The following is a 26,406-nucleotide window of genomic DNA, read 5'->3' on the forward strand; positions in this document are numbered from 1 at the left end:
CCTAAMTCCTAAGCCCTAAGCCCTAAGCCCTAAGCCCTAAGCCCTAAGCCCTAAGCCCTAAACCTAAATCAATAGCTCGGGCATCTAACAGCATTCGGGAGATGATAAATCAAATGAACACTTAGCGTCATGTAACTATCCTTAAGTTTTGAAGTACCTCTTACAGAACCGGGAGACCCAAAGTTCAATAAAGTTCTCGAGGTAAAGGGATTCAAACTAAGGTCTGCGCCGTAGATAGGTTCATATTGTGCCACAAAACTTCTAACACCATCAATACGACTTTTACCACTATAAGCATCAACAAGCTCAGTAGAGCGATTGGCCATGGTCACCGATAAACTTCCATTCGCGATCAAATCATTAGGATTAGCATATTTGCCATTAACATCATCTAAGTAGTCTGTCAATGAATACTGGAATAGAGCTTCTAGACCAAGATCAAACTTCTCATTAAGTTTAATTTTTATCCCTGCCCCCCCTGTAATAGCACCTGCCCAAGCCTTGTAAGGAGAGTCATATCCCGCCAAACCTTGTCCTTCGGTACCCAGAGGACGCAAGCTTACCCAATCACCATTAGGTGTTTTGGCAACAGGGTTATGCAACAAGAAATTGATACCACCAACCAGATAAGGTGAAAAAGCATTTCTTTTGCTGTAATAGATCGCAGCTTTATTAAAATCATAAATCCCTGCGACACTCAATTCCTTGATATCGTTCCTAAAATGCAGGTTTCGGATATATCGGTCAGATTTGTCATTGGTATTTAGCATGTGGATATCATTGCCTGCAATCCTAACATAGCGAAGCCCAAGGCGCGCACTCCAGTGCCCCCCAAAACTATGCGTATAATAGCCACCTACATTCCAACGGATTTCATTGAGTGTCGATTGGATTGGATGACTGTAAGAAGATAAGTCTCCATAATAGCTAGCACTACCCAAGGCAAAAGAAAGAGTATTATGAGGAACCTTATAGGAGTTTTGAGCCTTTGCACTCATAAAAAATAATACCATTATGGCAGCAGCAACAGCCCTAAAATTGATAACTATCCTCCTAAGCATGAAATGAAATGGTTTTATTAACAAGAAATTTTCTGCAAATGTAACTAATAATTTGTGTTTAAAATCTTGTAAGTTGTTCAAATAATATTTAACGGAGTAAATTAATTGTTATTGTTCTATGGAAAGTACAAAAAAAATGTGAGTGCTTTTTGACATTTATTTAAACATTCGTTTGGTAAGGATTAATCTAGTATATGAGTATATTTAGATAAAATTAGATTATACTGAAATGTTTTACCGTTTAATAAATATAGTATTGAAGACTAATGGTTATCTAATTCTTTGCTATTATTTTTGGTAAATAGTTTAGGCGAAATAAAAAGTTAAGATCATGCTGAAAGAGGTAAAGTAGAATTTCTAATCGACTATTACTGAGGGTTGATTTTTGTTTAATAATTTCTTACATAATCCTAGTTTAGAAGTTATCAGATAACAAATTAGCTTTGAAAAGGAAGCTAAAATTGACTATTCCAAGTCTTACCATACTTACACGTTAGCGATGATACAAAAATATTTACTCATATTCATACTCATATTAAATGCAATTTTTAGCAGAGCTCAGGTAGTATATGAACCTGCATATCACACAGTATACCCATTTCTATCAAGATTATCACAAAAAGGAGCTGTCGATTTGGATGATATTGTTTTACCTCTATCTAAAGACTATATTTATTCAAAACTTGATGAACTCTCTAAAAAAATACATCTTTTAACGCCTCTAGAAAGAGAGGAGTTAGCATTCTATCTTAAAGAATATACACTTTGGTGGCGAAAAGATCCTAAAAGCGGCTTTGAGGGAGAATTTAAGGCTTTACTTAATACCAGAATTGGAGATAGGTTTCGAACATACGCCTATCAAGATAGAGACTTTTCTTTGAATATTCAGCCTATTATTGGGTTTAGGAGTGAATCCAGAAATGAATATTCTTACATCAAAAATTGGAAAGGTTTTTGGGTATATGGAATGCTTGGAAAGCATCTAGGTTATAGTATGGACTTTCGGGCAACTAGTGAAACAGGTAGATTGGAAGACTATCAAAGAAGATTTTCAACAGAGACAGGTGTAATTGGTACAATGCCTAATTTTAAAACTTTTGATTTTAATGAGACAAATATATCGATAAATTATTCCTGGAATTGGGCATCTGTGTCATTGGGTAAGAATTATATGCCTATAGGATATGGTTATGGTGGTAAGATTATTTTATCCGACAAGGCTCCATCGTTTCCTCAAATTAGATTAGATATAAAACCTAAAAGTTGGTTGTCTTTCAATTATGCGCATGCGTGGTTGAATTCTAATATTGTAGATTCAGCCACCATAAGGTCTACTTCAATTCTAGGGAAATTTGAATTTCAGTACAGAAATAAATATTTAGCTACTCATAATGTTACAATTAGACCTACTTCAAACTTTGCTTTAACTGTCGGAGAATCCGCTATATATTCAGATAAACTAAGGATAGAATATCTTATACCTTTGTCTCTTTTCAGTGGAATGAGTCATTATATGGGTGAATTGGAAAATAATTCCATATCCAACTCATCACTTTATGGTCAGCTATCAGTTAGGAATATCCCAAGAAATACTCACATTTTTGCAAGTATATTTATAGATGAATTAAGATTAAAAAATGTTCAAGGTGATTCTACAAGTTCTAGAAATCATACCGCATACCAATTAGGTATTAGTCTAACAGACCTACCGATTAAAAATTTATTCTTTCAATTAGAATATATTAAAGTTCAGCCGTTTGCATACATTCATTTTTTGCCAGCACAAACTTATCAGAATAATGGTTACAATTTGGGTAATTGGACTGGTCCAAATTCTGATGAAATATATATACAATTACTTTACAGAATTGCAAGGGGGTTAGAACTAAGAGCTGATTACTATCATGTTAGAAGAGGTACTGTAGGCACTGCGAAAGAGCAGGTTGCAGATAACCGAAATTTATACCCTTTTCTATGGGGTGATGTTGTTAGTGATGATATATTTCAACTACAAGCACAGTATGAGCCTATACATGACCTTTTCTTCAGGCTCGGTTACAAGCACCAAAGTTCTGTAGATTTTAAAAAGAACAATTTATTAGTTAATTTTGATCATGTTTTTTTTAGTGCAAGCTTTGGTTTTTAGATATAATAACAAATTTAAATATGAAAATTTCTAATCAGTTTTTATGGGTAGTAGTTTTACTACTATTAGGTGGTTGTTCAACAGTAAAACAAACTGTTTATTTCCAAGGTGACACAGCTCAAAATGTTCAATTGGCTAAAATAAAGCCTCAAGTCCTACAAATATTACCAAATGATATTCTAGGTATCACAGTAGTAAGTTTGGATGATGAGTCAAATAAATTATTTGAAATGCCATTAGCCCTCGGCCTAAGATATTCATCATTTGCTGGCTCTCAATTAGGAGCACAAGGAATGCAACCCCTCGGTTACTTAGTTGATTCTCTTGGATTTATAGAGATGCCACTAATTGGGAGAATTCAACTAGAAGGATTAACTCTTAGTCAAGCTTCAATCAAGGTAAAAGAATCTCTTGAACCTTATTTAAAAAAGCCTTCGGTGAATGTGAGAATATTGAATCACAAATTTACAATTTTAGGTGAAGTGGGTAAACCTTCAATTTATAACTTACTTGATGACAACACAACATTACTGGATGCACTAGGTCAAGCAGGAGATTTAACTATATATGGTCGTAGAGATAATATTATGTTGATTAGAGATTCAAATGGTACAAGAGAATATATTCGTTTAAATCTATTGGATAAAAATATTTTGAATTCTAAGTACTTTTATTTGAAGAATGGTGACGTGATTTATGTTGAACCTTCCCAAGTAAAATCAACATTTAATGATAGAAATTATCAGTTGGTGCCTATAGCTACTGGTATAATCTCTGCCGTGACTGCACTTGGGGTTTTGATGTTAAATTTATCCAAATAACAAAATTTATAATTATTTATGGAAAATATGTTTGTTGAAAGTTCAACTGATACAGGAATCGATTTTAGAGTTTTGCTTACCAAATATTTAAGAAATTGGTATTTATTTGTTGGATTTTTACTCTTTGCAATTGGTGCAGTTTTTTTATACACAAGATATTCTCCAAAGGTATATCAGGTATCCTCTGTAATATTGATTAAAGATGAAAAAAAGGTATTGATGCTGGGAATAATATTCTTAAAGATTTAGAACTGTTGGGAGGGAATAAGATTGTCGAAAATGAAATGGAAGTCTTCAAATCTAGAACTTTGATGAAAAAAGCAATAGAGGCGTTAAACTTAAATGTACAATATTTCTCAGAGGCAAATCCCTATGATATTGATTTATATGGAAAAAGTCCAATCATTGTGACCTTGATAGACGTGGATTCTTCATTAGGTGTTAGTAAAATGAAGATTCAAAAACTTTCAAATAGTAAATTCAAGCTTTATCTTAATAAAAAAAATTTGGGTGTTTATGAGTTTAATAAAATATTAAACGTATCAACTATTGGTAAAATTACGATAAGACTAAATGCAAATTTTGTATTTCCTGACAATAATAATGTATTGGTCAATATAGTTCCAATCGATAGAATAATAGAGGCTAACCTTGAAAAATTAGATGTGTCATTGTTAAATCAAAAAAGTACTGTATTAAAATTAGCGTTTCAAGAAACAATTATTGCGAGAGGAAAAGATATTTTAAGACAGTTGCATCACGAATATCTTCTATCTTCACTAGTTGATAAAAATATAGAGGCTTCCAATACGCTTAAATTTATTGATGAGAGATTGGGACTTATTACATCTGAGTTGCAGCAAGTAGAGAGGGATGTACAAAATTATAAAAGTAAGGAGGGATTTACTGACTTGAGTTCAGAAGCAAATTTATTTTTAGAGAAAGTTAAAGAAGCAGATTTAAAATTGAATGAAGCATCAATCAGGTTGAATGTGCTAGATAATCTTGAAAAAAGTATTCAGAGCCCTTCTTCGAATCTAAACGGACTATTCAGTTTGATTGAAGATCCAATTCTTTTTAGACTACTAGGTCAATTAGAGGAGTTGGAAGTTCAGAAACAAAAATTAGACAAGACTGTGCAACCTAGCAATCCACAATATCAAGTTGTGCTTAATCAGATCAATTCTGTGAAACAATCAATCAGGGAAAATATAAATAATCAAAAACGTACTATATTAATCACAAAAAATACTATTGTTAAATCAAACAGCGCACTTGAAACATCGATAAAACAAATACCTAAAAAAGAAAGGGAATTCATTTCAATTAAGCGCCAACAGGAGATAAAAGAGAGTCTTTATCTTTTGTTGTTACAGAAGAAAGAAGAAACAGCTATTTCATATGCTTCAACCGTAGCAGACAGCAGATTAATTGATGAAGCTTTTGTAAATCCTACGCCAATAAAGCCCAAACCTGTTGTTTTGTACACTTTAGCTTTGTTATTCGGAATAGTTATTCCTCTTTTAATTGTTAATCTTAAGACTGCATTAAATGATAAAGTTGTAACAAGAGCAGAACTAGAGTCATTTATAAAGAATCTTCCAATTTCTGGAGAAATATCACTTAAACCAAAGAGTATTGGAGGACCATTGCTTGATTTTAGTGGCAACCAATTTATTCATGAGCAATTCAGAATGCTTCGTTCTAATTTGAAATTTCTTACTCGGTCGGAAGGAAGTAATGTTTTGTTATTAACGTCAAACATCTCTGGAGAGGGGAAAAGCTTCATAAGTTTGAATGTAGCCGCATGTATCGCTTCATATGGAAAAAGAGTGCTGCTTATTAATGCGGATTTACGAAAACCTAAACTACATGAATATTTAGGTGTGGATAACACAATAGGATTTGTAAATTTTCTTATTGGGGAAGAGACACTTTTGAAAGTTATTAGAAATACATCACATGACCATTTCGACTTTATATCGTGTGGTCCTATTCCACCTAATCCATCCGAACTTCTAGAAAATACAAAGTTGAATGAGCTTATATCTGAAGCAAGAACATTATATGATTATATCATTTTTGACTGCCCTCCAGTTGGTTTAGTATCTGACGCGTTAAATATTGCTAATTTTTGTGATACAACTTTATTTGTAGTTAGAAGCGAATATACTCCCAAAATTGTATTACCAACAGTTTTAAATTTGTTCAAAGAAAAAAAATTCCCTTCTATGTCTGTTGTATTTAATGGTACAAAAGGGATGAATGGTTATTATGGTTATGGCTATGGTTATGGCTATGGTTATGGATATGGAGAGAATTTTTTTGGAAAAAAGAAGAAGTCATAAGAATGCTTTTAATTATTTAAATGAACATATTAAAATCTTTGTTCGGTGATAGGAGTATAGCATCCTCCATAGGTGCGAATTTGTTAACAAAAGTTGTTTTGACAATATCACAGCTTATTTTAATCCCTATTTATTTGAAGTATTGGGGAAATATCATCTACGGGGATTGGTTGATAATCACCACAATCCCCAATTATTTAATGATTTCGGATTTTGGATTAAATGCAACTGCATCCAATGAGTTTTGTAGATTAATTGCCCAGCAAAAGCATCAGGAGGCATTTAAACTTTTTCGAGCCGTGAATAGTTGCTTTTTAGTTTTTGGTATATGCTTGTTGTGTCTTTTTTATACAACTATTTCAATAGCTAACCTTAAAGAACTACTTAGCATAAACGAATTATCAGAAATTGATACTAGGCTTATCATTTTTTTTATTGTATAAATATAACAGCATCTTTGCTTCAAACATTTATTTCTTGTGTTTTCAGGGCACATGATAAATTCTTTATATCACAAAACTATACAACATTAGTTTATCTAGTTGATTTAGTCATCATTGTTTTTGTAGTAGTATCTGGTAATAAGGCATTTTTTATTCCTCTTTTGTTTATTTTTAACAGAACTCTGATAATTATTTTTCAGTTAACACATGCTATAAAAATGAGTTGGTTGGGGGAGATAAATGTATTTTCGAAAAATTTGAGAAGTGCAGTTACTTTAATTCCCACATCTTTCAATCACTCACTAATTACTCTAGGATTTGCCATCGTATTGCAAGGAAATACGTTTTTGGTTGGCCGTTATTTAGGATCACAAGCAGTTGTTGAGTTTAATACCATCAGAACTTTAGTAAATTCAATGAAGTCTTTCTTTAGTGTTGTCTATGCTTCTTTTTTTCCTAAGTTTACAGTCTTGTATGCGAAAGGAAATTTAGAAGAACTTGGTTCTAGGTTTAAAGACCTCATGGTTATTGTAGTGGTAGGATCGTTGATTGCATGTGGTATATTTTTATTTTGGGGTAATGATATTTTTTTAATATGGACAAAAGGTAAAGTTTTATTGCGATTCCCGTTTTATTACATTATGTTGGTTGGTGCATTAATACAGATTATTTGGAATGGTGCAAGTTCCTTACCTTTTTCCTTGAATGAAAATAAACTCCTAAAATATTATCCACTTATAGCAATCTTAGGTATAATTTTATGTATCCCCTTTATGTCAAAGTGGGGTTTGAATATCGTCGCCGTAAGTTTAGTTTTTGTCGATTTTATAATGTTAATTTTAGTTCTATATGTCTCTAGAAAAATTATAAACGGTAAAATTTAAATTGCTATTTCATGAAATCAAGTGGTATTAAAATCGATTATCTTATTTGTGGACGCTTTCATCTACATAAGTATCTTAAATTTGTAGAAAAAAGAGGTGCACTTGGAAATTTCTATTACTCATATAAAGTCAACTATAACTTTGGCGTAATTAATAAAACGAGATTACATAATTTTCCACTAAAAGAGTACCTTCTTTATGCTGGTTTGAAATTTTTACCAAGGATTTTTTTTGATAGATATCTACGTTTTTTACATAAAATTTGGCAAAAGCAAGTTTTAAATAGTTGTACATATAATGGCGATATTGTTGTCTCTTTACTTCACGGAAACACTCATGAGATTCTGAAGGAATATAAAAAGAAAGGCATTCCTGTAGTTGGATATGCAGTTAATGCCCATCCTTTACATCAATATGAAATACTTGACCTTGAATATCGTAAAAATGGTATTGAATATAAGCATGGCGAATTATTTTTTTCGGATTTAATCCAAAAAGAAGTAGAGTTGTGTGATGCAATAATTTGTCCTTCTAATTGGGTAAAAGAGTCATATTTACGTTACTCTAAAAAAGATTTAACAAAAAAAATATTTGTAATTAACTACGGCTTAGAGGTTGAAGATAAAATATCTACAGAATCTGAAATAAAAACCTTAGATAGAACTAAAGAAATAAAATTGTTATACGTTGGCCTTCTAACCTTTAGAAAAGGTATTTCTTACCTGTGTGAAGCTTATGAAGTTTTACTACAAGAAGGTTATAAGGCGAGCTTGACATTGGTAGGATCATTGGATGATTTGTATGCTCCAATAATATCCAAGTTTTTAAAAATGAAAGGTGTAACTCACGTACCTCACATAGAAAACGGTAACATGATATCATTCATGAAGAGGTATGATTTATTTATTATGCCTTCCTTAGAAGATGGCTTTGGTGTTGTTATTTCAGAGGCATTATCTAGTCATTTACCAGTAATAGTCACTCAGTCATGTGGGGGGGCTGATTTAATTCAAAATGGAATTAATGGTCTAATAATTCAGCAAGCTAATTCATTTAAAATAGTTGAGGCCATAAAACAATCTTTTGACATTCAGTTTAAATTTAACAATAAGGAATTGAAGCAGAAATCTTGGGAGCACTACGCTGAGGTCATGATTTCTACGCTTTCAAGTATTGAAAATAATATAAACTTATTTCAATGATTTACATTATTATTGCGATCATCTCGCTCCTATGCATAAGAACTATACTTAAAAAAGATGTGATATCTTTCACTTTCTTATTCTCAATTATGGTGTTATTTCTTTACGTAATACCGTATATTTTATTATGGGATGTCTTTAAATACAATCTTTTAGTTTCTGAAAAATATATAAATGAGTTCTTTTTTTATATATTATTGTGTTTTGGCGCTTTTTTATTGGGAGATGAAGTTCATAATTTTAGCTACAGATTTAGAAAGTCGTTGCTAATACAAGAAGAGTCAACAGAAAAATTAAGTTCTAACAAAGTCGAATACTATTCAATAATTATTGGAATTATTGGTGTCATATTTTACAGCTATTTTATAGCTGTATCTGGTGCTGAATATTTTAAAGGACATGGACAGGGAGACTACTCTATAGGCGGATATATTTATGAGCTTAGATACTTTGTCTTTTCAAGCATTCTTCTCCTATACAATTTGTATTTAAGAAAGTCGCTTTCTTCAATAGGTAAAATTTGGCTTTTAATGTTTTTTATATTTTTGTTATTTGATGCTTATGTTCAACAGCAGAGGGGAAGTTGGATAAGATTTGGAATAATTTTTCTGTTTTCAAATATTTTTTATGGTTATGATGTGGGGCAAAAGACAAAAAAATTTACAACATTATTCAAAGAAAATAGAAAGATCCTTTTTGGAGGTATGTTTTTTCTTTTCATTTTAGTTTTTACTGTTCAATCTAGAAATTTTTACAGCTCTTCGGCTAATGTTGTGGATGTAATATCTGGAACTTTGGAACTAATGACTAAATCTCCAGAATTGCTAATTGCTGGATCTGGTATAGATCATGGTAATGAATTTGTGGTTGCATACAATGCATTTTATGGTATGTCTGAAAGTAGTGGTATAGACTATGGTTTTAAATGGCTATATCCTTTCTTAAATTTTATCCCAAGAGCGTTATGGAAAGACAAACCTACGTGGGAAACTTTTTCTACGAATGCTCATCAATATATTGATAAATACTCTGTTATTGTTCATGCTGTTGGGTCAGCGGAAACGGGTTTAGTTGATACTTTTTATAGATTCGGGTGGTTTAGTCCCATATTTTTCTTTTTCATGGGTTATTCCTTGAGTTTATTGTACAGACGTGCTTCTAAGACAATATCCAGTAGGTCTCTATACATATGTTTATTTGTTGGTTTTTTTTATTTTTTAACACAAACTATGCTCCCTCTAATAATTTTCTCCATATATATGTATTTACCAATTAGGCTTGTATTAGCTGGGAGTAAAGTGAAAACATTTAGATTGGCCAAGTAAGAGGCACATAAAAATAGAAATGAGAAAAGAAAGATTAATTTTTTTTACAAATATACCTACTCCGTATCAGCTTGATCTATTTAGTTCCTTGTCGAAAATTGTTCATTTAACAGTTGTGTATTCAGCCAAATCAGAGAATAATCGTAGTTGGGTTCTTTCAGATCATAAAGATTATAAATCGATTTATCTCGATAATAATTTTTTTGCGAGGATTGTTCAAAATAAGTTTGTTGACTTTCACTACGCAGGGGATTTAAAAAAGGTATTAAATAACCTTAAATCTGACGGTCAATTTGATTACGCAATTGTTGGAGGATCTTACTGGAATCCAAATGGTGTTCGTCAGTTATATTGGGCTCGAAAAAATTGTAGAAAAGTCGCCTACTTTTCAGAACCACTTTATGATACTAATTCTATAATAAAAAAAATATTAAGCGGTTGTTCATTAAAAACTTGAATAAATCGATTGATTATTTATTTTGCATTGGCCAGAAAGCGATCTCAACATTTTTATCTTATGGTATTACAAAGCCTGTTGTGAACATTCCATATTCAATAGACAATAACAAGTACGATTGTTCTCATTCTGTTCAAAGTGAGGCAGATGGTTTAGTTTTTCTTTGTGCTGGTGCTCTCATTTATAGAAAAGGAATTGATATTGCAATAAAAGCATTTAAAGAGAACAGGGCTTTTTTAAATTCAAAGTTACTAATTATTGGAGGAGGTGAACTTGAATTTGAATTGAAAAACCTTGCCTCAGATGATTCTAGAGTTGAATTTCTAGGTTTTTTACCACACGATGAAATAGTTAAATATTTCAATAAGGCAGATGTATTTCTATTTCCTAGTAGATATGATGGATGGGGTGTTGTCGTTATGGAAGCCATTGCATCCGGATGTGTTGTGATTAGTAGTGATAATGTTGGTGCCTCATTAGATTTAATCAATTCGATGGAAAATGGCATATTATGTAAATCTGAATCTATTTCAGAGTTTGCTAATGCCATTAATTTATTACAGTCCAATATAGAGTTATACCATTCCATGAAGAACTCTTCAATGTCTTTAATCCATAAGGTTTCATCAAACTATCGAGCAAAACAAATCATGGAAATATTTAATAGTTAGAAAATTTTAATCTATGAGAATTACTGTAATTGGTCCATTCCCTAATCCTATCACAGGGTGTTCCTTAGCGAATAAAGTTCTTTCTGAAAATTTAGAAAGAAAGGGTGTGATTGTTAATAAAATCGATACTAAATCAGAACAACTAGTTTCTAATAAATTTGGAGAGTTTAGTTTTAGAAAAATTTTCAGTTTCTTCAAGGTATATTTTAATATTTTGTCTATCTCCAATAGCGAGCTTGTTTACTCTACCCCAGGTCAAACATTTTTTGGTATTTTAAAATACTCACCCTTTTATTTATACTGTATTTTTTTCAAAATACCTTATTTAATTCATCTACATGGTAATTTTCTTGGTGAAGAGTTTTCTCATCTAAAAGGAATAAAAAAAAGCTTATTTAAATATTTTATCTCGAACGCTTCTGTCGGAATAGTGTTGTCAGAATCTTTACAAGCTAACTTTAATCAATTATTAAGTCCATCAAAAATAAGAGTAGTATATAACTTTGCCGAGGACACATTTTTCAAAACTGATTTAGAACTTAAAAACAAAATACCAACAATACTTTTTCTGAGTAATCTAATGGAAGAAAAAGGCATTCTTGATTTTCTAGACGCCTTAATATTACTGAAAAAGTCCAAAATACAGTTTGAAGCTCACATTGCTGGTCAAGTTGAACCCTCAATTGAGAACGTTATCAATGAAAAATTATCTAAACTAGGTAAAAATGTGATTTTCCATAATTCAGTTCACGGAGTTACGAAAACTCGTTTGCTGACTATGTCAAATATTTTTATCCTTCCAACCTATTATAGAATGGAAGGACAACCTATAGCGATACTAGAAGCTTTAGCTACAGGAAATATTATTTTGACCACGAAACATGCTGGGATAAACGATATTATTTCTGATAGAAATGGATTTTGGATAGATAAAAGAAATGCTAGTAAAATTACTGACACTTTATTAAATATCATACCACTTCTTGATTTTTACATTGCTGAAAAAGGCTTACCTAATCGTGAGTATGCATTTTCCAGGTTTACAGAAAAATTATTCACGGAACAACTATTTTTAATATTTAATGAAGTTGCAAGAATTAAATAAGTTTAAGCTCCCTAAAAATTTTAGAGGAAGATCAGGATTTATCGTACAAACTTGGTGGATTATTCAATCAATTTTCTTTAAGAATTCTCCTCAATTTATGTACAGTTGGCGAAAATTTTTATTGACATTATTTGGTGCCAAGATCGGAAGAAATGTTTTGATTAGACCATCTGTTCATATACAATTTCCGTGGAAATTGGAGATTGGAGATGACTCTTGGATTGGTGATGAGGTTGTCCTCTATAATTTGGGGAATATAATAATAGGATCTAACGTTGTTATATCTCAACGAAGTTACATATGTACAGGAACTCATGACTACGCCAAAAGTGATTTCCCTATAATAGCTTATACAAACATTATCGAAAATGAAGTCTGGATTGCTACAGATGTATATGTTGCTCCTGGAGTAAAAATAGGCAAAGGGGCGGTTGTAGGTGCTCGAAGCTCAGTATTTAAGAATGTAAGAGAAAATACTATTAATTTCGGCAGCCCTGTAAAAGAAGTAAGTTCAAGATACATTAAATAACGAAGACATGAATATAGTTGTACATGATTATGGAGGTTATCCATTTATTTATGATTTAAGCCTTGGGTTATCTGAGCAGAATCATAATGTCATTCATATTTTTTCATCAGCTAGCGGTTCACCAAATGGAGTATTTCCGAGTAATCAGAATTTGAGAATAATAGATTTAGGTGAATTAAATAAAAAAGTCAATAAATCAAATTTTTTTAAACGCTTTATTCAGGAGTATCAATATGGCAGAAAACTAGTTAAAACATTAGGACATTTTTCCTCTGACATTGTACTATCTGCAAATACACCACTTCTAGCGCAGATTCAATTAGCTTTCTTTTGTAAACGAAAAAATATTAGGTTCTTATTTTGGCTACAAGATTTATTAAGTATTGCTGCAAAAAATGTAATTAAAGAAAAAATACCTATTTTGGGTAATATAATCGGAGCTCTATTTTTTCAAATTGAAAGAAAAGCGCTTTTATTGTCAAACCATTGTATAATAATCTCAGAGGAATTTAAAGAATTCGTACTAAAGTGTGGGGTCGACAATAATAATATTACTGTTATTCATAATTGGTCGCAGATTGACTCTATTTCAATTACTCCCAAGAGGAATTCATTTGCTGAGGAATATAATATTCAAAAAACTTTTAACTTAGTTTACACTGGTACGTTGGGTATGAAACAAAATCCTGATATACTATTAAAAATTGCCAAATCTTATAAACATGATAATAACTTTAAGCTTATAGTAATTGCTAATGGAATAGGTAATACTTATTTGAAAAAATATTGTAAGGATAATAATCTTGACAACATTATCTGTCTTCCACTTCAACCATATGAAAAACTATCAGAAATACTGGGTTGTGCTGATCTTTTGATAGCGACTCTTACTAGTGCTTCTAGTGAGTATTGTGTACCTTCTAAAATATTAACATACTTTTGTTCTGGAAAGTGTACTTTATTAATTATGCCTCAGTCAAATCCTGCGGCTAAACTTGTAAGTTCTAATAATTTAGGCTTTGTTGTTTCACCAGATGATTTTGATTCAATTAAGTCTCAGATTGATTATTGTTTGGAAAATCCTCAAGTATTATTTGATAAAGGGCAAAATGCACGAAAATATGCTGAAGACAATTTTAATAAGCGAACTATTGTTAAACTGTTCCTTGAGGTAATTTGATATAGACATGAATAAAAATAGTAAAATTTTTATCGCGGGCCACAAAGGCATGGTGGGTTCTGCTTTACATAGACTTTTAATCAGTTCAGGTTATTCTAACATCCTTGTTAGAAATTCTAAAGAATTGGATTTAAGAAATCAAAAGTTAGTTAATGATTTCTTCATCGAAAATAAGCCAGAATATGTCTTTTTAGCTGCAGCCAAGGTAGGAGGTATAATTGCGAACAATACTTACAGAGCTGATTTCATTTTTGAGAATTTGTCTATTCAGAATAATGTAATTCATAGTTCTTATTTAAGCAACGTAAAAAAGTTAATGTTTTTAGGTTCCTCTTGTATTTATCCTAAGTTGGCTCCTCAACCGTTAAAAGAGGAGTATTTACTAACGGGACCACTAGAATTTACTAATGAACCATATGCAATTGCTAAAATTGCAGGTATAAAGATGTGTGAGGCTTATAGATCACAGTATGGGTGTGATTTTATATCAGTCATGCCTACAAATTTATATGGGCCAAATGATAATTACGATTTGGAGAATTCTCACGTATTACCTGCAATGATACGAAAGTTTCATGAAGCAAAAAAAATAATGATTTGTCGGTTACGCTATGGGGAACCGGTTCACCGATGCGAGAATTTCTTCATGCAGATGATTTAGCAGCAGCATGTTTGTATTTGATGGAGAATTATAGTGAATCTGAACTTGTAAATGTGGGAACAGGTGTTGATGTTACTATTAAAGAACTGGCAGAAACAGTAAAAGAAATTGTAGGTTTTGATGGTCAAATTATATGGGATACGGCTAAACCTGACGGAACACCTCGTAAGTTGATGGATGTATCAAAGCTTCATAATGTAGGTTGGCGACATACTATTGATTTAAAAGAAGGTATTGCATTAGCCTATGATGATTTCCTTGTAAATCATAGCTCTTTGAGATTATAAATCCTCATTTCTTGCTATTCTTAATACATGGTTTATTATATAGAGCATTAATTATAATATAATATGAAAAAAGCCCTTATTACTGGTATTACAGGTCAGGATGGTGCCTACCTGGCGGAATTTTTATTAGCGAAAGGTTACCAAGTGCATGGTATCAAACGTCGTAGCTCTTTGATTAATACAGCTCGTATTGACCATTTATATGAAGATTTGCATGAAGAAGGAGTAAACTTTATTATGCATTACGGAGATCTTTCTGACTCTACCAATATCATTCGCATTATTCAAGAAGTGCAACCAGATGAAATTTATAATTTAGGTGCGATGTCTCATGTAAAAGTATCTTTCGATGAGCCTGAATATACAGCTCAAGTGGACGGTATAGGTACTTTACGTATATTAGAAGCGGTAAGATTACTAGGTCTTATTGAAAAAACTAAAATCTATCAAGCCTCGACTTCTGAATTGTATGGATTAGTACAGGAAGTTCCACAATCGGAAACTACTCCATTCTATCCTCGTTCACCATATGCAGTGGCTAAAATGTATGGTTTTTGGATTACGGTAAATTACCGCGAAGCTTACAATATGTTTGCAGTCAATGGTATTTTGTTTAATCATGAGTCTCCTCTACGCGGTGAAACTTTTGTTACTCGTAAAATCACACGTGCAGTTGCGCAGATAGCCTTAAGTCAACAACATAAGCTATATTTAGGAAATTTGGACGCTCAACGTGACTGGGGACATGCCAAAGACTATGTAGAGGCTATGTGGTTAATCTTGCAACAAGAAACACCTGAAGATTTTGTAATTGCTACAGGTATTACCACAAGAGTACGTGATTTTGTAAAAATGGCATTTGCTGAAGTTGGTATTGAAGTTGCCTTTTCAGGTGAAGGTGTAGATGAAAAAGGAACAGTTGTTGCTTGCCATAATCCGCTTTATCAAGTAGAAATTGGTAAAGTCGTCGTAGAGGTAGACCCTCGTTATTTCCGCCCTACAGAGGTAGAACTATTGATTGGTGATCCAACTAAATCAAAAACTAAATTAGGTTGGGAACCTAAATATGACCTACGTGCGCTAGTAAAAGATATGATGCAAGCGGATGTTAAACTTTTTACAAAATAGATAAACTCCAGAGCTATCGCATGAGATAGCTCTTTTTGTATATTTTATATAATATTTATGAAAATCGCTGTAATTGGAACTGGCTACGTGGGTCTTGTAACAGGGACTTGCTTCGCCGAGACAGGAAACCAAGTAACCTGTGTGGATATCGACGAAAAGAAAGTCGAAAAAATGAAGAATGGCATCATCCCAATTTATGAGCCAGGATTGGACGTATTGTTCAATCGTAACACTGCTGAAGGGAGATTGAAATTCACGACCAATTTGGCGGAAGGTATCAAAGATGCAAAAGTAATCTTCTTGGCTTTGCCAACCCCTCCAGGCGAAGATGGCTCAGCAGATTTAAAATATATCTTGAAAGTTGCTGATGATTTAGGTCCTATCCTTGATCAATATGTGGTAGTGATTGATAAAAGTACTGTACCAGTAGGTACGGCAGAAAAAGTACATGCTGCGATTGCTAAAAATGCTTCTGAAGAACTTTTTGATGTGGTATCAAACCCAGAGTTTTTGCGTGAAGGTGTAGCGGTAGAAGACTTTATGAAGCCTGACCGTGTAGTAATTGGTACTCGTTCGGATAAAGCAAAAGCTGTAATGAACAAGCTATATGCTCCATTGGTACGTCAAGGTAACCCTGTTATCTTCATGGATGAGCGTTCGGCTGAAATGACCAAATATGCTGCAAATGCTTTCTTGGCAACTAAAATCACGTTTATGAACGAGATTGCCAACCTTTGCGAAAAAGTAGGTGCAAATGTAGACGATATTCGTCGTGGTATTGGTACAGACTCTCGTATCGGAAAACGTTTCTTATTTGCTGGTATTGGATATGGTGGTAGTTGTTTTCCAAAAGATGTTCAGGCTTTAGCAAAAACGTCTTCTGATAACGAATACGAATTCCAAATTTTGAAGGCCGTAATGAACGTAAATGAAGGCCAAAAGACGAAGTTAATCCCAACGATCAAAGAACACTTCGGTGGTGATTTGAAAGGCAAAGTGTTTGCGATGTGGGGTTTGGCCTTCAAACCATATACAGATGATATTCGTGAGGCACCAGCTTTGTACAATATCGAAGAATTATTGGCAGAAGGGGTAACTATCAAAGCATTTGACCCAGAAGCAATGGAAAATGTGAAGGGGGTAATCGGCGATAAAATTACCTATACAAAAGGTCCTTACGAGGCTATCAAAGATGCAGATGCAGTATTGATTATGACCGAATGGCCACAATTCCGTACACCAGAGTTTGAGGTGATGGATGTGTTGTTGAAAAACAAGGTAATTTTCGATGGTCGTAACTTGTACGAACTTGACCAAATGAAAGAACTAGGCTATACTTACTATTCTATCGGTAGACGATAAACAAGATAAAATAAAATAGCATATAGGATTCAGTTAGTAATTAATAGTATTTTTATTTATTAAATTAAACTTCGTTTTTTTATTAAATTTTAAGGAATTTCGTGTGTTATTTTTAAATTACTTTTTTTTAAGTAGAACTCATAATTTATGGCTTAGTAAATTAGTGTTAGAGCTTTATAATTTTACTTTTTTGAAAAACACTAATTCAGATATATGAAGACAGTATTGATTACTGGTGGAGCTGGTTTTTTGGGGTCTCACCTTTGCGATAGATTCATCAAGGAGGGTTATCGTGTTATAGCCATGGATAATCTTATTACAGGTGATTTAAGGAACATTGAGCACTTGTTCAAATTACCTAACTTCGAGTTTTACCACCACGATGTATCGAAGTTTATCCACGTTCCAGGCGAGTTAGATTATATTCTTCACTTTGCTTCGCCAGCTTCACCAATCGACTATTTGAAAATTCCAATTCAGACCCTTAAAGTAGGTTCATTGGGTATTCACAATTGTTTGGGATTGGCTCGTGTAAAGAATGCTAGAGTATTGATTGCTTCTACTTCGGAAGTTTATGGTGACCCAACTGTACACCCACAAACAGAGGAATATTGGGGTAACGTAAACCCCGTGGGTCCACGTGGTGTATATGATGAGGCAAAACGTTTCCAAGAGGCAATGACAATGGCATACCATACGTATCATGGCTTGGAGACCCGTATCGTTCGTATCTTCAATACTTACGGTCCTAGAATGCGATTGAACGACGGACGTGTATTGCCAGCATTTATTGGTCAAGCCTTGCGTGGTGAGGATTTAACGATGTTTGGAGACGGTTCTCAAACACGTTCATTCTGTTTCGTAGATGACTTAGTGGAAGGAATCTATCGTTTGTTGTTGAGCGACTATCCTTACCCAGTAAACATTGGTAATCCAGATGAAATCACGATTAAAGAATTTGGTGAAGAAATCATCAAATTGACAGGTACAAACCAAAAGTTGATTTCATTACCATTACCAAAAGACGATCCAAAACAACGCCAACCAAACATCACAAAAGCGAAGGAGCTTTTAGGTTGGGAACCAAAAGTAAATCGTGCAGAAGGTCTAAAAATCACTTACGAATACTTCAAGTCATTACCAAACGATGAACTGTACAAAATGGCAGATCACAGAGGTTTTAAAGATTATGAGAGGAAGTAGTAGTTCCATCGGTTATCTAGTATAATAACAAAAGGGTTCAAAGTACTTTGAATCCTTTTGTTATTATACTAGATTTTATTATGATTCACTTATTATTTTAGAGACTTGTAATAAGGTTTTTTAGGTATTTGAGAATTATCAATTTGATAAATTGCGGATTTCATTTTTCGAAATAAACCTGATTATATGATTAACAACATAATCAGGTTTATTTTTATCTTTGATGTTTTAAAAACAGGATGATACTTGTTGAATTTTAGTAAAATCACAGGAATATTGTTTTAATTTTTTAATGAATTTCTTATGATTAAATTTAAAAACAAGGCATTTATTTTAGATTCTATTGCAAAACTTTCAATTGTATTGTTGGTGGTCACAATTTCAGTATTAAGCTGGATTAGTGATCCAGTTTTTATGCATTTGGATATATTGCCAGATTGTGTAGGAAGATGGTGCGATGAATTTCCAAGATTCAGGACGGCAATTCCTTTCTTTTTTCTCTCCATTTTAGTTATTTGTGTAGAAAGAAATTTTTTTAAATATTTAGTGATAAATTGTGCACTTGTAATATTTGTAGAACTATTCCAATTATTGATTCCTACAAGACATTGCGATGTATATGACATGCTTTGGGGATGTGGTGGTGTGATTGTTGGGCTGGTGCTAGGCCATTTATTACAAGTTTTTTATATTTTTAGAAGTAAACAAGCTCGTAATCAGAGTCAATTGGAACAATGAAAAATATTTTAGTATTCGGAGGCGTTGGCCAATTGGGACAATGTATTCAAAAAGCCTCTGCTTCATCAGAGCAATTCAATTTTATCTATCTAGATGAGGTAAAAGGAAATATTTTAGATAATTCTTTATTGAGTGATTTGTTTGAAGAATATAAACCAGCATACATCATCAACTGCGCTGCTTACACGGCGGTAGATAAGGCAGAGGATGAGTTAGAGCTTTCTCGTAAAATCAATGCAACAGGCGCAGAAAATTTAGCTAATCTCTCAGAACAGTTTGGTAGTATCATGATACATATCTCTACAGATTTTGTGTTTGAAGGCAATCAAACGGGTTTGTTGACAGAGGAAGATATCGCTAAGCCAGTAGGTGTTTATGGTTTAACTAAGTTAGAGGGAGAAGTAGCCATTCAAAAGGCAGCTCAAAAATACTTTATTCTGAGAACCAGTTGGTTGTATTCAGAATTTGCCAACAATTTTGTAAAAACAATGTTAAGACTGGGAGCCGATAGACCTGAGCTTGGAGTTATTGTAGATCAAGTGGGTTCACCTACTTATGCAGTGGATTTGGCAAAGGTGATTTTGCAAATTATTGAATCTGGGTCCGAAGCTTATGGCCTCTATCATTACAGTAACGAAGGAGTAACCTCTTGGTATGATTTTGCTTCGACCATATTTGAACTTGCTGGCCTGAAAGTGAAGGTAAAAGCGCTCAAAACTAGCGAATATCCTACTAAGGCGAGAAGACCATTTTATTCAGTAATGGACAAGACTAAAGTAAAGCAAAACTTAGGGGTTGAAGTTCCCTATTGGCGTGATAGTCTTAAAACATGCTTAGTAGAATTAGGGTATTAATTTGTACTTTATTGGTAATGTGATTGAGATAAGGTTTTAAGAAAATTAAATTTTTCTTGAAACCTTATTTTTTTATACCTAATGTGCTTAAGGAAGGCTATACCGTTTACACATTTTCGCCTTTTTTTTATAAGATTGTCAATTTGAAATTTGTACAAATCTAAGAATTGAGATATATTTGAGTATAATAAACACAACTAACATTTTTTTGCCTCTAGAAAAACACGCCAATGTTTAACCGCTAAAATGGATTTATATAAAATCTAACATCTGTTTTGATCGTACATCTCTAAATATGCCTGCAATGAATAGACTTTTTCTAATTATCTTACTTTTTTTGAGTAAGGTGATGTTGGTTCGTGGCCAACAATTTTATCAGAATTTGGGTTTGGGGATTTCTGCTTCAACGATGGGAATCGGTCCTGAGCTATCTTATTACCCTGCAAAATATCGTCATTGGGGTGTGCGTGCGCACTGGGTACAGTTTAGTTATAAGGACCCTATACACATCGGCATGGCAAATGAAAAGAGCTTAGATATCAAACCAACTATCCAAAAACAAGTAGGTGCTATTTATCTTGATTATTTTCCTTTTAAGAAACAGCGATGGCATGTGTTTGGTGGACTATCCTATAATCTCAAACAAGATTACTTATTTAATGTAACGACAAAAACAGGCGTATCGCTTGGAGGAATAGATATACAGGCTACTGATTTTGGGAGTATTAATCTCGGTATAAAATGGAGTGAATGGATGCCTGCCTTTGGCTTAGGGTATTTGGGTAATATATATAAGAATAGACTATTGCTAGGAGTAGATTTTGGATTGAGCTATATGGGAAGTCCAAAGTTACAAGTAAGTTATGAAGGTTTTTTGGAGACAACTACCCTCGACGAGCAAATCCCAAAACTAGAACGTAATATTCGTAACTACTCTTATTATCCTAATTTGAACTTTCAATTAAAATATCTTTTAGGTAAATAGTAAAACCTCAATACAGAATAAATATGAAAAAGATTCTCATTCTAAGTATAATAGTTTTGCTTGGCTTTTGGGCTTGTCAATCGCCATTAGAGGGTTTTGAACTAGGTTTCAAAGATCCGATAGAAAAAGCTAAGATAGAAATTCATTTTTACAACCCTTCTGGGAGTTTGCCAACAGATTTGAAGATAAGTTTTGCAGGACCAGACTCAAACTTGGTTGTAACCAATCTAAATACCAAGAAATTTAAAGTTAGTCCTGAGGGTTTGTTAATTGTGGCAGTTTCACCTGAGGTAATTCCTTCGAGTGATAAACCCGTGAAGTTTACCATCGTCGCAGATGCAAGCGGATTCACTAAATCAACACGAATGGTAGTATTTACCAATCAGTCAAATCAGGGAGTCTGGATTCCGATGTTTAACGAAAACAATCCACCTGCAGGCGTGAGTAGTAAAGAAGTTATCATTCCGAATGCACAGGGAGGAGTACTTTCTTCCAATCAGACCATTTCAACGGGTACTCAAAAGCCTGAAAACGCGAGTCTTGTTTTAGTAGCTGGTACGCAATTGACTGATATAGACAACAAACCTGTGGCTGGAAATCTTAATGTGAGTATACAACATTTTGATAATAGGGGAGCAACCATAGGTTTTCTTCCTACTGGTGGCGTTGCTACTAACCCCGTAGATGCAAATGGTAAAAGTTTAGCCAATCCTTTTGATTTGCCAAATTTTGCAGGGTTTGTTTCTGTCGTGATGAGTAACGATCAAGGACAAATAGTCAAACAATTATCCAAGCCACTTGAATTAAGTTTGGAATTGAACCCAACTACCTATAATCCCAGAACAAAAACTAATATTAAAGCTGGGGATATGTTGCCCATTTTTAGCTTTGATATTGACAAAAACCAATGGAAAGCAGAGGGAGAAAGCAAAATTATTCAGGAAGGTAGCAAATTGATTGCTAAGTTAAACATCAGCCATCTCACTGACTGGATTGCAGGTTGGGATAGAGAAATATGTCGCCAAGGACCTACTTTTGTTTTTAAAAGTAATTTTAATGATGTAGATATGTGGTATTACTGTCAGGTTATAGATTCCAAGACTAATAAAGTATTAATAGAATATTATCCTTGGGTAAATAATGGTTGGTCATTTAGTATTTCATATAAACCAATAGATGCTGAAAATATTAAATTAAAGGTTTATGATTATAGTGGATATTGGGGAGGAGATAATATTAATCCTATTGCTGTTACCAAAGAGGTGCCATTTTGTACTCAACAAAATGTAAGTGTAGATATAACTTCAATTCCTACACCTCCATATGTTGAAGTTGCGTTTGAAATAATTTGCTCAAATGGTAAAAAAATAGATTTAGATGCACTTCCAGCTACATTTAAAATCCAATTTTCTGAGGTCGGAAAGAGTGCTTGGCAAGAGCTATTAGAAATTAAAAGACCAAACATGAATGGGAGAACATATAGAGTTAGAGAAAAAAGATCATACGATTTTAGGGCAAGCACTGATGGTGGCGTTACTTGGCCCTACAAACAGCTTAATAAATACTTAGAATCTACAAAAATCTCTTACAGAATAGAAGACAAAGGTTTCTGTAAATAATGCTTCGCAAATGATTGTTTAGGGATAAAGTTATTTATTGGCTCAATATCATAATATTTATTTTCAAAAGGCTAGTAAAATATCAGCAACTTTGATATCCTTTAATTGTAGAGAAAGAAGGTTAAAAAATGTAATTTTTACGTATATGCATAGTTCAATGAAAAAAAGGGAGACTCTACGTCTCTTCTCAGATCTTAGCTTTTTAATAGTCTCTTTCTATGTGGCAGCAGAGGTAAGTGGGCATGGAGTCGGTAGACTCGATGGAGGTACTATTATATTTTTGCTGATTTCTTGGTATTTCTCCACAAAAGCAACCAATCTTTATGATGATTTAAAAACAGTGCGTTTTGTACATGAGTTTCTATTGTTGATTCCAAATATACTGATACAATCAGCAGTATTAATCATTGCATTGTTTATTCTCAATGAGCATTATTTTGGCAGAACGTTTGTCGGCTTATATACAGTGTTGCTTATCGGTATTTTAGCATTTAAAAAGTTTCTTTCTAGAAAATTGATATATACCTTCAGTAAGGGAACCAATAGTATCAAAAACGTACTGATTGTAGGTACCAATGAGGTAGGTATGTCTTTTTATGAAACACTCAAAGGAACTCCTCATTATGGTTATCAAGTGGTTGGCTTTTTAGATCAGACCAAACCTCTACATCTAAATGGAATGTACAAAGGGGATTACAAGGAAATTGAGCGTATTTTATCCAATTCAGGAGTTGATGAGGTAATAGTAGCTTTAGACGAAGCTAACAGTGCACAACTTTCTAATATTATCAGAATAACGGATAAGTATGCAGTAAAAACAAGAATTATCCCTGATTATCTTAAATTTAATACAAGTCGCTTTAGTGTCGAAATGTTTGGGAAGTATCCGTTAATAACGGTCAGAACAGAACCATTAGAGTATTTTCACTGGAGATTGTTAAAACGTGCACTAGATTTTACCCTAAGCTTTATTGTAACAGTACTTATTTTATCATGGCTTTTACCAATTATTGCATTGTTAATTAGGCTAGATTCAAAAGGAAGTGTCTTCTTTTTTCAACCACGCCTAGGCTATAATAATAAAGTATTTAAATGTTTTAAATTTAGAACCATGTATGTCGATATCGACAATTCTTCATTTAAAGCAACTGGTAAAAGAGATAATAGAGTCACAAAAATTGGTGCATTTCTAAGAAAGACGAATTTAGATGAGGTACCTCAAGTACTGAACGTATTGTTTGGGGATATGTCTTTGGTAGGGCCACGACCTCAGGCAATTCCATTTTACGAAGAATACAAAAGTTTTATCGAAAATCTAAACTTACGTCATAATGTAAAACCAGGTGTCACTGGTTGGGCACAAGTTAACGGTTTAAGGGGGGATGCGATAGATCCAATTGAAAACAAAAAACGTATCATGAAGCGATTTGAGTGCGATTTATGGTATATCGAAAATTGGAGTTTTTGGTTAGATATCAAGATTATGTTTTTAACTGTATGGGTGTTTTTGAAAGGTGATGAAAATGCTTATTAATATTCACTAAAACGTCTATTACAGAAAATAATTACTTATGAATAACAACAATTACGTAATCATCATGGCTGGTGGGGTAGGAACGAGGTTTTGGCCATTTAGTCGAGTTAGTAATCCAAAGCAGTTTCATGATGTATTAGGAACTGGTAGAACTCTCTTGCAACAAACCGCAGATCGTTTTGAAGGCATTTGCCCTAATGAAAATATCTTTGTGGTAACGAGTGAGGACTACATTGACTTGGTGCAAGAGCAATTACCGTTTTTGTCGACCGAGCAAATTTTAGCTGAGCCTATTCGCCGTAATACTGCTCCTTGTGTAGCTTATGCTTGTTATAAAATAGCGAAACAAAATCCCGACGCAAACATCGTGGTAGCTCCTGCTGACCATATTATTTTAAAGGAAAAGGCTTTTCAAACTAAAATCTTGACAGCACTCGAGGCATCAGCCAAAGGCGATGTCCTTGTCACTTTGGGTATCAGCCCTAGTCGTCCAGATACAGGGTATGGTTACATTCAATATAAACAAGAGGAAGGCGAAGTGAAGAAGGTTGAGTCCTTCAGAGAGAAGCCTAACTTGGAACTAGCAAAACAATTCTTGGCTAGTGGTGAGTACGTTTGGAATGCTGGTATTTTTATCTGGACAGCTAAAAGTATTATTACGGCTTTTGCCAAGCATTCACCTCGTTTACACGAGATTTTTGAAGATGGGACTCAATATTACTTCACGGAAGGCGAGACGCATTTTGTTGAAAAAGCCTACCAAATTTGTGAAAGTATCTCTATTGACTACGCCATTATGGAAAAATCGGATAATGTACATGTGGTACTTGGAGAGATTGGCTGGTCGGATTTAGGTACTTGGAAATCATTATACGAAGTATCTGGCAAGGACGAACTCGGTAACGTGATAGATGGAAATACAATGCTTTATGATGTAAAGGATAGTATTATCAAAACGCCTCAAGGCAAATTGGTAGTGATAAAAGGCTTAGAGAATTTTATCGTAGCTGAGTATGATAATGTTTTAATGATTTGTCCAAAAGACCAAGAACAAAAGGTAAAGGATTTTGTGGCAGATGCTGGAGAAAAAGACAGTTGTTTTATTTAATCCAGAATAATACATTCAAAAAAAGCCCTGTGGTTGCCAACCACAGGGCTTTTTTTAAGCTGCCTTGACATAAAAGCCAAAGGTTGACAAGGCATTATTCACTTCTTTCCATCTACGTTTAGAAATAGGAATCGATTTGCCTGATTTGAGTATAATAAACTTGTTAGTATATTCTGCTACATAATGAATGTTTATGATGTACGCCTTGTGAACTCTAATAAAATGATTGGCTTTGGCTTCCAACCTAGGAAGAAGGTTTTTGATGGTAATTGAAAATACTTTTGCGGGTTTATGATGTTGATAAATAACTGAATAGTTTACCTGTGCCTCAATAAAGAGAATATCACCTGTAGGAATTGTAACATTGTATTTAGGTTTGTCAGCTAACTCAGGTGGACACTTTTCAAAAAGGTAGGGGTAAGCAATTTTTGATGCATTAGGCATCTGGTTTGTATGTGTTCTCATAATTTTAAAGCTTTTAAAATTCTCTTAAGATACGGAAGTGTTATTTTTAAGTAAAACTATGGTGTTAAATAATAGCACTTTAAGGTGTTCAAAGAGATTGTTTTAGCTAAAATGGTTGTAAAACCCAAAAGGTTAAAAAGAGTATAACGGATAAATAAAAAAAGGTATGAGCGTACTCAGTAATCGTGTAAAATCAAATTCTTGAGCTTCCAACTGTCCGCTGTGAGCAATAGAATCAAATTCAAATATTTTGCCTACAGCGTGTACATTAAAGTGTAAAAATCATCTAG

General features: G+C 33.4%; 23 protein-coding genes and 1 pseudogene. 22 read left to right on the forward strand and 2 right to left on the reverse strand.

The annotated features are described in order from the left end of the window. Positions 1-68: 68 nt before the first annotated feature. Positions 69-1,061, reverse strand: coding sequence for a DUF6089 family protein (locus tag BWI92_RS11310; protein ID WP_141234757.1), 993 nt, complete (start codon positions 1,059-1,061; stop codon positions 69-71). Positions 1,062-1,560: 499 nt separating this feature from the next. On the opposite strand from BWI92_RS11310, the gene BWI92_RS11315 reads away from it, so the two are divergent. The 22 genes and pseudogenes from BWI92_RS11315 (at position 1,561) to BWI92_RS11425 (ending at position 25,651) form a co-directional block, all read left to right on the forward strand. Further along, the gene (locus BWI92_RS11315; protein ID WP_095163378.1) at positions 1,561-3,207 is read left to right on the forward strand and encodes a hypothetical protein; all 1,647 of its coding nucleotides are present in this window, start codon (positions 1,561-1,563) and stop codon (positions 3,205-3,207) included. Positions 3,208-3,227: 20 nt separating this feature from the next. Next, the gene (locus BWI92_RS11320; protein ID WP_095163379.1) at positions 3,228-4,028 is read left to right on the forward strand and encodes a polysaccharide biosynthesis/export family protein; all 801 of its coding nucleotides are present in this window, start codon (positions 3,228-3,230) and stop codon (positions 4,026-4,028) included. Between the two features lie 18 nt (positions 4,029-4,046). After that, positions 4,047-4,277, forward strand: coding sequence for a hypothetical protein (locus BWI92_RS11325; protein ID WP_095163380.1), 231 nt, complete (start codon positions 4,047-4,049; stop codon positions 4,275-4,277). Positions 4,278-4,339: 62 nt separating this feature from the next. After that, entirely contained in the window at positions 4,340-6,376 is a 2,037-nt protein-coding gene (locus BWI92_RS11330; RefSeq protein WP_176464399.1) for a tyrosine-protein kinase, read from the forward strand. Positions 6,377-6,833: 457 nt separating this feature from the next. After that, positions 6,834-7,703 carry a lipopolysaccharide biosynthesis protein gene (locus BWI92_RS11340; RefSeq protein WP_095163383.1) on the forward strand — a complete coding sequence of 290 codons (870 nt, stop codon included), beginning with the start codon at positions 6,834-6,836 and terminating at the stop codon, positions 7,701-7,703. Positions 7,704-7,714: 11 nt separating this feature from the next. Beyond that, positions 7,715-8,905: a glycosyltransferase family 4 protein gene (locus tag BWI92_RS11345; RefSeq protein WP_095163384.1), complete on the forward strand. Its 1,191-nt coding sequence runs from the start codon at positions 7,715-7,717 to the stop codon at positions 8,903-8,905. An 89-nt stretch (positions 8,906-8,994) separates the two neighbouring features. Next, entirely contained in the window at positions 8,995-10,230 is a 1,236-nt protein-coding gene (locus tag BWI92_RS11350; protein WP_141234758.1) for a hypothetical protein, read from the forward strand. Between the two features lie 19 nt (positions 10,231-10,249). Then, positions 10,250-10,687 carry a hypothetical protein gene (locus BWI92_RS11355; RefSeq protein WP_095163386.1) on the forward strand — a complete coding sequence of 146 codons (438 nt, stop codon included), beginning with the start codon at positions 10,250-10,252 and terminating at the stop codon, positions 10,685-10,687. Next, positions 10,684-11,358: a glycosyltransferase family 4 protein gene (locus BWI92_RS11360; RefSeq protein ID WP_176464400.1), complete on the forward strand. Its 675-nt coding sequence runs from the start codon at positions 10,684-10,686 to the stop codon at positions 11,356-11,358. The genes BWI92_RS11355 and BWI92_RS11360 overlap by 4 nt, the downstream gene beginning before the upstream one ends. A 13-nt stretch (positions 11,359-11,371) precedes the next feature. Beyond that, complete coding sequence (locus BWI92_RS11365) at positions 11,372-12,463, forward strand: glycosyltransferase family 4 protein (RefSeq protein WP_095163388.1); 1,092 nt, start codon at positions 11,372-11,374, stop codon at positions 12,461-12,463. Continuing rightward, complete coding sequence (locus tag BWI92_RS11370; protein WP_095163389.1) at positions 12,441-12,992, forward strand: WcaF family extracellular polysaccharide biosynthesis acetyltransferase; 552 nt, start codon at positions 12,441-12,443, stop codon at positions 12,990-12,992. The genes BWI92_RS11365 and BWI92_RS11370 overlap by 23 nt, the downstream gene beginning before the upstream one ends. 7 nt (positions 12,993-12,999) lie before the next feature. Beyond that, positions 13,000-14,172 (forward strand): glycosyltransferase family 4 protein, encoded by a 1,173-nt coding sequence (locus BWI92_RS11375; protein ID WP_095163390.1) that lies wholly within the window; start codon positions 13,000-13,002, stop codon positions 14,170-14,172. A gap of 7 nt (positions 14,173-14,179) precedes the next feature. After that, positions 14,180-15,120, forward strand: a pseudogene (locus BWI92_RS11380) (GDP-L-fucose synthase family protein). Positions 15,121-15,183: 63 nt separating this feature from the next. After that, positions 15,184-16,248, forward strand: a complete 1,065-nt coding sequence (gene gmd, locus BWI92_RS11385; protein WP_095163391.1) for a GDP-mannose 4,6-dehydratase — start codon at positions 15,184-15,186, stop codon at positions 16,246-16,248. 57 nt (positions 16,249-16,305) lie between these two features. Then, the gene (locus BWI92_RS11390; protein ID WP_095163392.1) at positions 16,306-17,610 is read left to right on the forward strand and encodes a UDP-glucose/GDP-mannose dehydrogenase family protein; all 1,305 of its coding nucleotides are present in this window, start codon (positions 16,306-16,308) and stop codon (positions 17,608-17,610) included. Between the two features lie 213 nt (positions 17,611-17,823). Further along, positions 17,824-18,813: a UDP-glucuronic acid decarboxylase family protein gene (locus BWI92_RS11395; RefSeq protein ID WP_095163393.1), complete on the forward strand. Its 990-nt coding sequence runs from the start codon at positions 17,824-17,826 to the stop codon at positions 18,811-18,813. 303 nt (positions 18,814-19,116) lie between these two features. Further along, a complete protein-coding gene (locus BWI92_RS11400; RefSeq protein WP_095163394.1) occupies positions 19,117-19,551 on the forward strand; it encodes a VanZ family protein in 435 nt (144 codons plus the stop codon). Further along, positions 19,548-20,405 carry a dTDP-4-dehydrorhamnose reductase gene (rfbD, locus tag BWI92_RS11405; protein ID WP_095163395.1) on the forward strand — a complete coding sequence of 286 codons (858 nt, stop codon included), beginning with the start codon at positions 19,548-19,550 and terminating at the stop codon, positions 20,403-20,405. Before BWI92_RS11400 ends, rfbD begins: the two co-directional genes overlap by 4 nt. Positions 20,406-20,709: 304 nt before the next feature. After that, positions 20,710-21,390 carry a hypothetical protein gene (locus tag BWI92_RS11410; protein ID WP_141234759.1) on the forward strand — a complete coding sequence of 227 codons (681 nt, stop codon included), beginning with the start codon at positions 20,710-20,712 and terminating at the stop codon, positions 21,388-21,390. A gap of 23 nt (positions 21,391-21,413) precedes the next feature. Beyond that, positions 21,414-23,009: a hypothetical protein gene (locus BWI92_RS11415; RefSeq protein WP_095163397.1), complete on the forward strand. Its 1,596-nt coding sequence runs from the start codon at positions 21,414-21,416 to the stop codon at positions 23,007-23,009. 157 nt (positions 23,010-23,166) lie between these two features. Further along, complete coding sequence (locus BWI92_RS11420) at positions 23,167-24,543, forward strand: undecaprenyl-phosphate glucose phosphotransferase (RefSeq protein WP_255406693.1); 1,377 nt, start codon at positions 23,167-23,169, stop codon at positions 24,541-24,543. A gap of 37 nt (positions 24,544-24,580) precedes the next feature. Then, positions 24,581-25,651, forward strand: a complete 1,071-nt coding sequence (locus BWI92_RS11425; protein WP_229362980.1) for a mannose-1-phosphate guanylyltransferase — start codon at positions 24,581-24,583, stop codon at positions 25,649-25,651. A 54-nt stretch (positions 25,652-25,705) separates the two neighbouring features. Here the strand turns inward: BWI92_RS11425 and BWI92_RS11430 are convergent, their stop codons facing one another. Beyond that, complete coding sequence (locus BWI92_RS11430) at positions 25,706-26,116, reverse strand: LytTR family DNA-binding domain-containing protein (protein WP_095163399.1); 411 nt, start codon at positions 26,114-26,116, stop codon at positions 25,706-25,708. Between the last annotated feature and the right edge of the window lie 290 nt (positions 26,117-26,406).

This window comes from Flectobacillus sp. BAB-3569 (assembly GCF_002270355.1).
GTDB lineage: Bacteria > Bacteroidota > Bacteroidia > Cytophagales > Spirosomataceae > Flectobacillus > Flectobacillus roseus.

Excerpts from the sequence above, each read along its gene's own strand:
- BWI92_RS11310 (WP_141234757.1), bottom strand. The coding sequence starts at position 1,061 with ATGCTTAGGAGGATAGTTATCAATTTTAGGGCTGTTGCTGCTGCCATA.
- BWI92_RS11315 (WP_095163378.1), top strand. The coding sequence starts at position 1,561 with ATGATACAAAAATATTTACTCATATTCATACTCATATTAAATGCAATT.
- BWI92_RS11320 (WP_095163379.1), top strand. The coding sequence starts at position 3,228 with ATGAAAATTTCTAATCAGTTTTTATGGGTAGTAGTTTTACTACTATTA.
- BWI92_RS11325 (WP_095163380.1), top strand. The coding sequence starts at position 4,047 with ATGGAAAATATGTTTGTTGAAAGTTCAACTGATACAGGAATCGATTTT.
- BWI92_RS11330 (WP_176464399.1), top strand. The coding sequence starts at position 4,340 with ATGAAAAAAGCAATAGAGGCGTTAAACTTAAATGTACAATATTTCTCA.
- BWI92_RS11345 (WP_095163384.1), top strand. The coding sequence starts at position 7,715 with ATGAAATCAAGTGGTATTAAAATCGATTATCTTATTTGTGGACGCTTT.
- BWI92_RS11350 (WP_141234758.1), top strand. The coding sequence starts at position 8,995 with ATGGTGTTATTTCTTTACGTAATACCGTATATTTTATTATGGGATGTC.
- BWI92_RS11355 (WP_095163386.1), top strand. The coding sequence starts at position 10,250 with ATGAGAAAAGAAAGATTAATTTTTTTTACAAATATACCTACTCCGTAT.
- BWI92_RS11365 (WP_095163388.1), top strand. The coding sequence starts at position 11,372 with ATGAGAATTACTGTAATTGGTCCATTCCCTAATCCTATCACAGGGTGT.
- BWI92_RS11370 (WP_095163389.1), top strand. The coding sequence starts at position 12,441 with ATGAAGTTGCAAGAATTAAATAAGTTTAAGCTCCCTAAAAATTTTAGA.
- BWI92_RS11375 (WP_095163390.1), top strand. The coding sequence starts at position 13,000 with ATGAATATAGTTGTACATGATTATGGAGGTTATCCATTTATTTATGAT.
- gmd (WP_095163391.1), top strand. The coding sequence starts at position 15,184 with ATGAAAAAAGCCCTTATTACTGGTATTACAGGTCAGGATGGTGCCTAC.
- BWI92_RS11390 (WP_095163392.1), top strand. The coding sequence starts at position 16,306 with ATGAAAATCGCTGTAATTGGAACTGGCTACGTGGGTCTTGTAACAGGG.
- BWI92_RS11395 (WP_095163393.1), top strand. The coding sequence starts at position 17,824 with ATGAAGACAGTATTGATTACTGGTGGAGCTGGTTTTTTGGGGTCTCAC.
- BWI92_RS11400 (WP_095163394.1), top strand. The coding sequence starts at position 19,117 with ATGATTAAATTTAAAAACAAGGCATTTATTTTAGATTCTATTGCAAAA.
- rfbD (WP_095163395.1), top strand. The coding sequence starts at position 19,548 with ATGAAAAATATTTTAGTATTCGGAGGCGTTGGCCAATTGGGACAATGT.
- BWI92_RS11410 (WP_141234759.1), top strand. The coding sequence starts at position 20,710 with ATGAATAGACTTTTTCTAATTATCTTACTTTTTTTGAGTAAGGTGATG.
- BWI92_RS11415 (WP_095163397.1), top strand. The coding sequence starts at position 21,414 with ATGAAAAAGATTCTCATTCTAAGTATAATAGTTTTGCTTGGCTTTTGG.
- BWI92_RS11420 (WP_255406693.1), top strand. The coding sequence starts at position 23,167 with ATGAAAAAAAGGGAGACTCTACGTCTCTTCTCAGATCTTAGCTTTTTA.
- BWI92_RS11425 (WP_229362980.1), top strand. The coding sequence starts at position 24,581 with ATGAATAACAACAATTACGTAATCATCATGGCTGGTGGGGTAGGAACG.
- BWI92_RS11430 (WP_095163399.1), bottom strand. The coding sequence starts at position 26,116 with ATGAGAACACATACAAACCAGATGCCTAATGCATCAAAAATTGCTTAC.